This window comes from Microbulbifer elongatus (assembly GCF_020524885.1).
Taxonomy (GTDB): Bacteria; Pseudomonadota; Gammaproteobacteria; order Pseudomonadales; family Cellvibrionaceae; genus Microbulbifer; species Microbulbifer elongatus_A.
The window spans coordinates 1093438-1103993 of record NZ_JAIVKJ010000002.1; the positions used below are offsets into that span (position 1 = coordinate 1093438).

Here is a 10556-nt window from a genome sequence, read left to right on the forward strand (position 1 = left end):
AAGGGATGTATGACACTGGCAAGGCAGTTTTTTAATCGGCGCATGTTCTGGATGCTCGTGGGCTGCCTTGTGGTTTTCGGTGGCATCTTCGGCTTCAAGTTTTTCGGCATGTACATGATGAATCAAGCCATGGACAACATGTCGCTGCCGCCCGCCACCGTGACCGCGAGCCGTGTTCAGCAGCAGCGTTGGCAGGCCCGCCTGAATGCCGTTGGCAGCTTACGTGCGGTGAATGGTGTCGACGTCACAACCCAGGCCCAGGGCAAAGTGAAGGCCATTTATTTCGAATCCGGCCAGTCCGTCGAGCAGGGGGCCTTGCTGGTGGAGCTGATTGCGGAGCCGGAAACCGCACAGATCGAGGTGCTGGAGGCCGAGCGTCGGCTGGCAGAGCGGGAATTCAAGCGGATATCCGCGCTTTACAAGAAAGGTGTCGCCACCCTGCGCGAGCTGGACCAGGCGCAGGCCAGTATCGACCAGGTTCTCGCAAACCTGGCGGTCCAGCGCGCCACTATCGAAGAGCGCACAATCACTGCCCCGTTCTCAGGGCGTCTCGGTATTCGCCAGGTTGACCTGGGGCAAAACGTAGCGCCCGGTGATGCGGTCGTTTCCCTGCAGCAGCTACACCCAATCTTTGTGGATTTCTCCTTATCTGAACGGGACTTTTCTCGCGTGGAGGAGGGCCAGAGTATTGAGCTTACCGCTCCGGCCGTCCCCGAAGTCACCTTTCAAGGGCGCATTACCGCTATTGACCCGGCCATCGACCCACGCAATCGCACGTTTTTACTTCAGGCCACGTTGGATAACCCCGAGGGGCGTTTGCGCCCCGGCATGTTTGCCGATGTCGCGGTGAAGGTGGAGAAGTTCCGCAGCGTTCTCGTAGTTCCGCGTACCTCGATCAGCTATGCACCCTACGGCAATGCAGTATTTATTATTCGCAAGCAGCAAGGGACGGCCCAGGAAAAAACGCCACCGCGTCAAATGCGCGGGCGTGCGCCCGTGCCGCAAACGGATTTGGTGGCGGTAAAGCGCTTCGTCAAAACCGGTGAGGTACGCGGGGACATGATCGAGATAATCGAGGGTGTTCAGGCCGGTGAGCAGGTCGCGACCAGTGGCCTGTTGAAATTGCGCAATGAGGGTGGGGTGATTATTAACAACGATAACCCGCCGCCGGAGCAACTGGCTCCGAAGCCGGGTAACAGTTAGCGCGCAAGCGACGCTGGCAAGGACGCTGAGTGCAGTTTACCGACATCTTCATTCGCAAACCGGTTCTGGCTTGTGTGGTTAGCCTTTTTATCTTCTTGCTCGGGCTGCGCTCTTCATCCGAGCTCAACGTGCGCCAGTATCCCGAGCTGGAAAATGCGGTCATCACCATCAGCACCGTCTATGTGGGCGCAGATGCAGACCTGGTGCAGGGTTTTATCACAACGCCACTGGAGCAGGAAATTGCCACTGCCGATGGGCTGGATTACATCGTCTCCACCAGTATTCAGGGTATCTCGGTAATCCAGGCCTATGTGCGATTGGATTACGACCCGAATCAAGTCCTCACCCAGGTAGTCGCCAAGGTCAACAAGCTGCGCAATGAATTGCCGCTGGAGTCGGAGGACCCCACGGTAGATTTGGCGGTGGGAGAGACCATCGCTGCCATGTACCTTTCTTTTTCCTCTGAAATCCTCGACAACAGTCAGATCACCGATTACATCACGCGCGCAGTGCAACCCAAGCTCTCGACCATTGCTGGAGTGCAGCGGGCACAGCTACTCGGCAATCGCACCTTCGCGATGCGCATTTGGCTGAGGCCGGCGGAGATGGCCGCACAGGGCGTAACGCCCGGCGATGTGAGCAGCGCACTGCGCCAGAACAATATCCTGGCCTCCATCGGTAGCACCAAGGGTACTCGGGTGGCGATGGATATTCGCGCGGATACGGATATCGCAACGGAGCAGGCGTTTCGTCAGCTGGTGGTGCGTGCCGACGGCGATCAGCTGGTACGGCTCGAAGATATTGCCGAGGTCGAGCTCGGCTCTGAGTCCTATGAAACTTCGGTAACGTTTAACGGGCGCTCTGCCACATTTGTTGCGGTCGAGGTAGCACCGGATGCCAATGCACTGGATGTGATTGCCGATGTACGCGACGAACTTAACAACGAAATATTCCCTCAGTTACCGGAAGGAATGCTGGGGGAAATCCCCTACGACAGCACCGAGTACATTCAGGACTCCATCAATGAGGTGGTGAAGACCATCGCCGAGGCAGTGCTGATCGTAGTCGTGGTGATCTACCTGTTTCTGGGGTCGCTTCGCAGTGTGATTATTCCGGCAATCGCGGTGCCGTTGTCGATGGTGGGGGCCTTGTTCCTGATGCTGCTGATGGGGTTTTCCATCAACCTGCTGACCTTGCTTGCCATGGTGCTTGCCATCGGCATCGTGGTGGATGACGCAATCATCGTACTGGAGAATGTGCATCGGCATATCGAAGAAGGTATGACACCCCTGGATGCGGCAGTGAAGGGCGCGCGTGAGCTGGCCTGGCCCATAGTCGCCATGACCACGACCCTGATTGCGGTCTACTTACCCATCGGTTTCCTCGGCGGCCTCACCGGCACCCTGTTCGTGGAGTTCGCCTTTACGCTGGCCGCCGCCGTATTACTGTCCGGCGTTGTTGCGCTCACCCTGTCACCAATGATGGCGGCGAAGGTGCTGCGCGCGGAGGATAGTGAACGGAGTAACCGTGTCGAGGCCTGGATAGAGCAGCGCCTGGGAAAGTTGGAGTCGGGTTACCGCGGCCGCTTGCATCGGGCACTGGATGCTCGGCTTGTGATCCTGGTGTTTGGGGGTGTGGTTCTGTGCAGCTGCTATTTCCTGTTTATTACCTCCCCCAGCGAACTCGAACCCAAAGAGGACCGCGGCTTTATCCTTGGCATTGCCAGTGGCGACTCTTTCGCGACCCTGGACTACATGGAGCAGTACACCAAGGAAATTAATGGGGTACGGGATCGGCACCCCGAAGTGGAGAACCTGTTTTTGCTAAACGGCGTAGGCGGCGCGGGGAATAGCCCGAACAGTGCGATTGCCGGGTTTGTGCTGTCCTCGTGGAACAAGCGGGACAGGGACACCCAGGAGATGCGCGAGGTTATCGGCGGCGAAGTCTCTCAGATTGCCGGGCTGAAGGTCGCCACCTTTGTGCCGCCGAGCCTGCCGACCGCCGGCGGGCGTCTGCCGGTAGAGTTTGTGGTGGGCACCACTGAGCCGATATCGACGCTCGCCGGTTTTGCTGATGATATTATGGAGCGCGCTCGTGCCAGTCGCCGCTTTATCTTCCTCGATGCGGATTTGAAGCTCGACAAGCCGCGCATAGAGGTGGTCATTGATCGGGACAAGGCCGCTTCTATTGGTGTCACCATGGCTGATATAGCGCGTGAGCTTGGCGCGATGATGTCGGGCGCCTACACAAACCGTTTTGCGCTGGAAAACCGCAGCTACAAAGTCATTCCTCAGGTGGTGCGGGTCGAGCGCCTGACGGCCGATCAACTTAAGCAGTATTACATTCGCGCCGGCGATGGCAGCCTGGTCCCCCTGTCTACCCTGGTGCGACTGGAGGAAACCGTTGAGCCCCAGCAGCTGAAACGCTTTCAGCAGTTAAATGCGGTGACCATATCCGGTGTCCCCCGTCCGGGGGTGCCACTGGGCGAGGCCCTCGGGGTGCTTGAGACTGCGGCTCAGGAAGTGTTGCCGCGGGAGTACTCGGTGGACTATTCCGGGCAGTCGCGCCAGTACAAAAAGGAAGGATCGGATCTGGTAATCACGTTCTTTTTTGCCATGATCGTCATTTATCTGGTGTTGGCCGCACAGTTTGAATCCTGGCGTGACCCACTGATCATGCTGATGACCGTCCCCATGAGTGTGTGCGGGGCAATGATCTTCGTCAGCCTGGGGCTCACCACTCTCAATATATATACCCAGGTGGGACTGGTGACCCTGATCGGGGTGATCTCCAAGCACGGCATATTGATTGTGGAGTTTGCCAATCAGTTGCAACAGCGGGGAAGGAGCAAGCGTGAGGCAATCGAAGAGGCCGCCAGTATCAGACTGCGCCCGATCCTGATGACTACGGCGTCCCTCGTGCTGGCGATGGTGCCGCTGTTGATTGCCGCCGGCCCCGGTGGCGGAGCCCGCTTTGCCATGGGGCTAGTGGTGGCTTCCGGTATGACCATCGGCACCCTGTTCACACTGTTTGTCGTGCCGGCAATGTACCTGTTTCTGGGGCGAGACTATCTACAGGCGGAAGCACAGAACAGCGCAAAGGAGAACGCACAGGATGGCAGCAGAGAGGTGTGAGGGCGTGTGTGGGCGGTAATTAGTGAGAGGGGCTGGGATCTAGCCCGGTGAGTGGCGGTGCACTCACCGGGACATTGATCAGGGGTCAGCAGTTTGTCTGCATAATCTGGCGAGTCCGCTGAATGCGCTGTTGCCGTTCCTCTTCCGGCAGTACCCGGTAATTACCATTGGCATCTACTTCGCGGACGCGCGCGTGGCTCTGTAGTTCCTGCAGGCGCTGTTGTGCACTGCGGCAGCGCTGGGCACGTGCGGCCATTTCTGCCTCGCTGGGCTGGGTGTTCGCGCTTTCCTTTTTGGAATTCGGGGTTGTGGGCGACGCCTGTGTTGATGGTTGGTCCGCATCGGCGGCGGTTTCCATCTTGCGCTTGGCGGTCAGGGCCTGCTGTTCTTCCTGCCACTGTCGAAAGCGCGCAGATTTTGGGGCTTTTACCACTTCCACCTGCTCCTTCTGTGGTGGCTGTGAGCCGTAGTGCACCACGTCGTTCTCGTCTACCCACTTGTATATACCGTCGGCCTGAGCGGTTGCCGCCAGCAGGCTCAGTGACAAAGCCAGTGACCCGGAGAGTGTTGTAGCAAAAGTGCGCATTGGGGAGTCGCCTTGATCTGTGAATTTTCTTGTTGTGTTTGTGTATGTTCGGAGTAGTGCCAGAGCAGTTTCAATTTGGCGCGAAATGGACTCACTGCCTGCATTGTAACGGGCAAGGGTGGGGATCTCGCAACCGAGTTAACAGTTTATGTATCAGTTAAAGCGGCCAGAGCAACGCTGGTGCCTTTCTCCGGTTGACACCCGGGTCACAAACTGGACAATTTGTGTTTCGCTCGGCGAAGTAGATGTCCCCGCAACACCCTGCGGTCCGCACTCACTCCCCGGTGGGCTAAGCGCTCACCACCTCCTGCCGAGGAGGCCCTCCCCATCTGGAGGCCTTGGTGCCCGCATACCGGTTCCGCTACCGGTCGGGGACCGCGCAAATTTGGCGTTGCCGTGAAGCTATCCTAAAAAACGGGCTAAATATGCGTTTAAGGCTGATATTTATCACGCTTTTCCTTTAGAATCGCCGTCTGGCTTTCGCGCCGTCCGGCTATTCTGTGGTTTGTGGATGATGCGGATCCTAAGAATTGGGAATTATTGAGGGGGCTCAAGTGGAATTACTCTCCGGCGGCGATATGTTGGTTCGCGCGCTGCAGGATGAAGGGGTAGACCTGATTTTCGGTTATCCCGGCGGTTCGGCACTGCATATATACGATGCCATCTTTAGACAGAAAGGCATCAAGCACCTGCTGGTGCGTCACGAGCAGGGGGCAACCCACTCCGCGGACGGTTATGCCCGCGCTACCGGTAAGACCGGTGTGGTGTTGGTGACTTCCGGTCCCGGTGCCACCAATGCCATCACCGGCATCGCCACGGCCTATATGGACTCCATTCCAATGGTGGTGATCTCTGGCCAGGTACCTTCCGACAAGATTGGTGAAGACGCTTTCCAGGAAACCGATATGGTGGGCTGTTCCCGCCCCATCGTGAAGCACAGCTTCCTGGTCAAGAACGCGGAAGATATTCCCGCGGTGGTCAAAAAGGCTTTTTATATTGCCTCTACCGGCCGCCCCGGTCCGGTGGTCATTGATATCCCCAAAGACGTTACCAATCCGGTGGATCGCTACCCGTACAACTTCCCGGAAAAGTTGCGCATGCGCTCCTATACCCCGGCGGGTAAAGGGCACGCCGGCCAGATCCGCAAGGCGGTTGCACTGTTGTTGTCAGCCAAGCGCCCCGTCATTTACGCCGGCGGTGGTGTCGTTCAGGGCGATGGCTCCGACCTGCTGACCGAGCTGGCCCAGCGACTCAACTACCCTGTGACCAATACGCTGATGGGCCTCGGCGCTTACCCCGGAACCGATAAGCGCTTCCTGGGCATGCTCGGTATGCACGGCACCTTTGAGGCCAATACCGCCATGCATCACGCGGATGTGATTCTGGCGGTAGGCGCGCGTTTCGATGACCGCGTTACCAATACGCCGAGCAAGTTCTGCCCCGGTGCCAAGGTGATCCATATTGACGTAGACCCGGCCTCTATTTCCAAAACCATTACCGCGGATGTGCCCATCGTGGGCACGGTGCAATCGGTTCTGAAAGAAATGCTGGAAATGCTCAAGGCGTCCAAGGAAATGCCGGATCAGTCCGCCATTGTCGACTGGTGGCGTCAGATCGACGACTGGCGTGAGCGTCACGGCCTCTACACGGCGCCGCGGTATCGTACCGACGGCGACATGATCATGCCGCAGGAGGTGATTAGTGCGGTGCACCAGATCACCAACGGCGATGCTTATGTGACTTCGGATGTCGGTCAGCACCAGATGTTTGCTGCCCAGTATTACCTGTTCGACAAGCCCCGTCGCTGGATCAACTCTGGCGGCCTCGGCACCATGGGTTTTGGTCTGCCGGCGGCTCTGGGGGTGAAGGCCGCGCATCCAGATGCGGAAGTTGTGTGCGTCACCGGTGAAGGCAGTATCCAGATGTGTATTCAGGAGCTGTCTACGGCGACCCAGTACAACCTGCCGGTAAAAATCCTGTGCCTGAATAACCAGGCGCTTGGCATGGTAAAGCAGTGGCAGGAAATGCAGTACGAAGGCCGCCTGTCCAACAGTGTGTATGAAGAGTCCCTGCCGGACTTCATCAAGCTGGCGGAAGCATACGGGCACCTCGGTATGAAGATCGAGCATCGCGATGAGTTACACGGCAAGCTGACCGAGGCATTCGCGATCAAGGACCGCACCGTGTTTATCGATGTTTATGTCGATCCGACTGAACATGTTTATCCCATGCAGGTGATGCCCAGCGGCTCCATGCGGGATATGTGGCTCAGCAAGACGGAACGGACGTAAAGGGAGGTAGACACAAATGCGCAGAATCATTTCAGTTCTGATGGAGAACGAACCCGGAGCGCTTTCGCGGGTAGTAGGTCTGTTTTCCCAGCGTGGCTACAACATTGAAAGCCTCACGGTCGCGCCCACCGAAGACGCTACCCTGTCGCGTTTGACGCTGACCACAATCGGGGATGACCACAAGATCGAGCAGATAACCAAGAATCTGAACAAGCTGATCGATGTGGTAAAGCTGGTGGACCTTACCGAGGGTTCACATATCGAGCGCGAACTGTTGCTGGTGAAAGTGCGCGCAACCGGGGCGCAGCGGGATGAAGTCAAACGCAGTGTGGACATCTTCCGCGGTCAGATTGTCGATGTCACCAGCAATATGTACACGGTGCAGATTTCGGGGACCAGCGAAAAACTGGACGCTTTTCTACAGGCGCTGGGTGAGCACACCATTATGGAAGTGGTCCGCTCCGGTGTCTCCGGAATCGCACGCGGCGAAAAAATTCTCAGTATTTAAGTATCAAAGCCATGGCTTCAGGGTGAGCAGCCCGGAGCGACTTTTTAAAGCACACTAAGTAGGAAGTAAGTTATGCACGTTTATTACGATAAAGATTGTGACCTCTCTTTGATCAAGTCCAAGACCGTTGCCATCATTGGCTACGGCTCACAGGGACACGCCCACGCTAACAACCTGAAAGACTCCGGTGTGAGCAACGTTGTTGTCGGCCTGCGCAAGGGCTCCGCTTCCTGGGCCAAGGCTGAGAAAGCAGGTCTGCGTGTAGCTGAAGTAGCCGATGCGGTGAAAGATGCGGACGTTGTGATGATCCTGACCCCGGACGAGTACCAGGCCGGGGTATATAGAGAGCAGGTTGCCCCGAATCTGAAACCCGGCACCGCTCTGGCCTTTGCCCACGGATTCAACGTGCACTTTGAGCTGATCGAGCCGCCGAAAGACGTGGACGTGATCATGATCGCACCGAAAGGCCCTGGCCACACCGTGCGCTCAACCTATCTGGAAGGGGGTGGTGTTCCGACCCTGATTGCGATCTACCAGAATGCCTCCGGTAATGCTAAAGAACTGGCTCTGTCCTACGCTTCCGCGAATGGCGGTGGCCGCTCCGGTATCATCGAGACCAACTTCCGCGAAGAAACCGAAACCGACCTGTTCGGCGAGCAGGCTGTTTTGTGTGGTGGTGTTTCTGCGCTGGTTCAGGCTGGCTTCGAGACGTTGACCGAAGCCGGTTATGCGCCGGAGATGGCCTACTTCGAGTGCTTGCACGAGCTGAAGCTGATCGTTGACCTGATGTATCAGGGCGGCATCGCGGATATGCGCTACTCTATTTCCAATACTGCAGAGTACGGCGACTACGTCACCGGCCCGCGTATCGTGACCGAAGAAACCAAGGCTGAAATGAAGCGTGTCCTGAAAGACATTCAGACTGGTAAGTTCGCCAAAGACTTCATGCTGGAGTCCCTTGCTGGCCAGCCGCGCCTGAAGGCTGAGCGTCGTATTGGCGGTGAACACCAGATTGAGGAAGTTGGTGCCAAGCTCCGTGCAATGATGCCCTGGATCAAGGCCAACAAGATCATCGACAAGACCGAAGGCAACAGTTAATCAGCGGCTTTTCGGGAAAAGCGGCGGGACTTTGCGGTCCCGCCGCTTTTTTTTTGCCGGTTCGCCACTGTACACTCCCGGTATCTAACCAATTCCAGCTTTGAAGGAAGCTTGTATGAGCGAAAAGAAGGGTGCCCGGACGGAGAGTCTGCGGACCGAAGAGGAAATTCGTCTGCCGGTGGACGAACATGTGGAAGAAGAAGTTTCCGCGAGTGGTAAAAAGGTCCGCGCAAAAGGGGTCTATCTGCTGCCAAACCTGATTACCACCGGGGCATTGTTCAGCGGCTTCTACGCAATTGTTGCCGGTATGGGTGGCAACTTTGAGGCGTCGGCTATTGCTATCTTCGCGGCCATGATTCTCGATGGGCTTGATGGGCGGGTTGCCCGTCTTACCGATACCCAGAGTGCCTTCGGGGTTCAGTTCGACTCCCTCTCAGACATGGTTTCCTTCGGTCTTGCCCCTGCACTGGTTGTTTTCAGCTGGGGGCTGGGGCCTCTGGGCAAGCTTGGTTGGGCCGCAGCGTTTCTTTATGCAGCCTGCGCCGCGCTGCGGCTTGCCCGCTTCAACACCCAGGTGGATACGGTTGATAAGGGAGTATTCATTGGCTTGGCAAGTCCAACCGCTGCTGCCATTGTCGCCAGCATGGTGTGGGCGGGACATGATGCCGAAGTGGGCACCGGGCTGGGGATCGTCGCAGCCTTGGTAACGGTAGCGGCGGGCCTGCTGATGGTGTCGAACTTCCGTTATACGAGCTTCAAAAAGCTCGACTTCAAAGGCCGAGTACCCTTCGTAATGATGCTGGCGATCATTCTTGTGTTCAGTCTGGTGACTATTGACCCCCCGAGAGTTCTGTTAGTGATCGCCATTCTGTACACCTTTTCTGGTCCCGCTATGTGGGCCTGGGCGGCGTTGCGGGGGCGGCAACAGGCAGTGGCCCCGGTTGACGTGACTGATGAAACAGGTGGTCCAGTTTCGAAGGATGAAAGTGTGCTTGACGATACAGTGGCGCAGTCATCTGACGAAAAAACAGATCGTAAGTAAAACGCCATCCTGCTGCCGGCCCGTCACCGGGTGATTGGCCGGTATTTCCACCCTTTGCATTTGGCAGTTTGCCGCCTCGACACTATCCTGAAGGAATCCCCCGTGCGAAAGTGGCGGGCTACACTGGTGGCCCCCGACTTTTATCGCTCGAAAACCCGCCCGGGGAGCCGAATTCAACATTTTCAAAAAAGTGCTTGCGAAGCCCCCGGCAGGCTCGTATAGTTCGCGCCCTCGCTGCTTGAGCGGCAACGCAAGGCGCGGCGAGAAGGTAAGATAAGCTGTTGATTTTCAAGGAGTTTTTCTCCGGAAAAGAAATTCAAAAAGCGCTTGCCAAGGTCGAGGCGGTCGCTATAATGCGCGCCACTTCGACGGGGCTGAGGCAGCTCCTTTCGCTTGAGAATCAGAGCTTCTAAGGCCGGTTTTCAAGGGCGAAAAAAGCTTTGAAAAAGAGCTTGCCAAACGAGATCGGCGCCATATAATGCGCGTCCTTCTCGGGGTTACCCAAGGGTGACCGAAGCATCGGAAAGCGTTGATTTGTAACGGTTTCGAGCTTCAAGAAAGTCTGCAAAAAAGCACTTGCTTCAGCAGATTGGATGTGTAAAATGCGCATCCCACAGTGAGGGCCGAGCGCCACGCTGAGTTGTTTAAAAATTCGATCAAGCAATATGTGTGGGTGCTTGCGGAGCGACGGATC

Annotated in this window: 8 protein-coding genes; 6 read left to right on the forward strand and 2 right to left on the reverse strand. The window is 57.0% G+C overall.

From position 1 onward, the window contains the following. Positions 1–9 precede the first annotated feature (9 nt). Positions 10–1203 carry an efflux RND transporter periplasmic adaptor subunit gene (locus tag LC059_RS12060; protein ID WP_226704098.1) on the forward strand — a complete coding sequence of 398 codons (1194 nt, stop codon included), beginning with the start codon at positions 10–12 and terminating at the stop codon, positions 1201–1203. A 29-nt stretch (positions 1204–1232) separates the two neighbouring features. Next, the gene (locus tag LC059_RS12065) at positions 1233–4337 is read left to right on the forward strand and encodes an efflux RND transporter permease subunit (protein ID WP_226704099.1); all 3105 of its coding nucleotides are present in this window, start codon (positions 1233–1235) and stop codon (positions 4335–4337) included. Positions 4338–4422: 85 nt separating this feature from the next. On the opposite strand, the gene LC059_RS12070 is transcribed toward LC059_RS12065, so the two are convergent. Further along, entirely contained in the window at positions 4423–4923 is a 501-nt protein-coding gene (locus tag LC059_RS12070; RefSeq protein ID WP_226704100.1) for a DUF4124 domain-containing protein, read from the reverse strand. A 554-nt stretch (positions 4924–5477) separates the two neighbouring features. Between LC059_RS12070 and LC059_RS12075 the strand changes: the two genes are divergently transcribed. The 4 genes from LC059_RS12075 (at position 5478) to pssA (ending at position 9862) form a co-directional block, all read left to right on the forward strand. Next, positions 5478–7214, forward strand: a complete 1737-nt coding sequence (locus LC059_RS12075) for an acetolactate synthase 3 large subunit (protein ID WP_226704101.1) — start codon at positions 5478–5480, stop codon at positions 7212–7214. A gap of 16 nt (positions 7215–7230) precedes the next feature. Beyond that, a complete protein-coding gene (ilvN, locus tag LC059_RS12080; RefSeq protein ID WP_226704102.1) occupies positions 7231–7722 on the forward strand; it encodes an acetolactate synthase small subunit in 492 nt (163 codons plus the stop codon). Between the two features lie 72 nt (positions 7723–7794). Then, positions 7795–8820: a ketol-acid reductoisomerase gene (gene ilvC / locus LC059_RS12085; RefSeq protein ID WP_226704103.1), complete on the forward strand. Its 1026-nt coding sequence runs from the start codon at positions 7795–7797 to the stop codon at positions 8818–8820. A 115-nt stretch (positions 8821–8935) separates the two neighbouring features. Further along, positions 8936–9862 carry a CDP-diacylglycerol--serine O-phosphatidyltransferase gene (pssA, locus tag LC059_RS12090; RefSeq protein WP_226704104.1) on the forward strand — a complete coding sequence of 309 codons (927 nt, stop codon included), beginning with the start codon at positions 8936–8938 and terminating at the stop codon, positions 9860–9862. Between the two features lie 409 nt (positions 9863–10271). Here the strand turns inward: pssA and LC059_RS12095 are convergent. After that, positions 10272–10556: hypothetical protein (locus LC059_RS12095; protein WP_226704105.1), on the reverse strand; the 285-nt coding region annotated here is incomplete at its 5' end.

What these genes read in the sequence shown, in the direction of transcription:
- LC059_RS12060 (WP_226704098.1), top strand. Translation starts at nt 10, where the DNA reads ATGACACTGGCAAGGCAGTTTTTTAATCGGCGCATGTTCTGGATGCTC.
- LC059_RS12070 (WP_226704100.1), bottom strand. Translation starts at nt 4,923, where the DNA reads ATGCGCACTTTTGCTACAACACTCTCCGGGTCACTGGCTTTGTCACTG.
- ilvN (WP_226704102.1), top strand. Translation starts at nt 7,231, where the DNA reads ATGCGCAGAATCATTTCAGTTCTGATGGAGAACGAACCCGGAGCGCTT.
- ilvC (WP_226704103.1), top strand. Translation starts at nt 7,795, where the DNA reads ATGCACGTTTATTACGATAAAGATTGTGACCTCTCTTTGATCAAGTCC.
- pssA (WP_226704104.1), top strand. Translation starts at nt 8,936, where the DNA reads ATGAGCGAAAAGAAGGGTGCCCGGACGGAGAGTCTGCGGACCGAAGAG.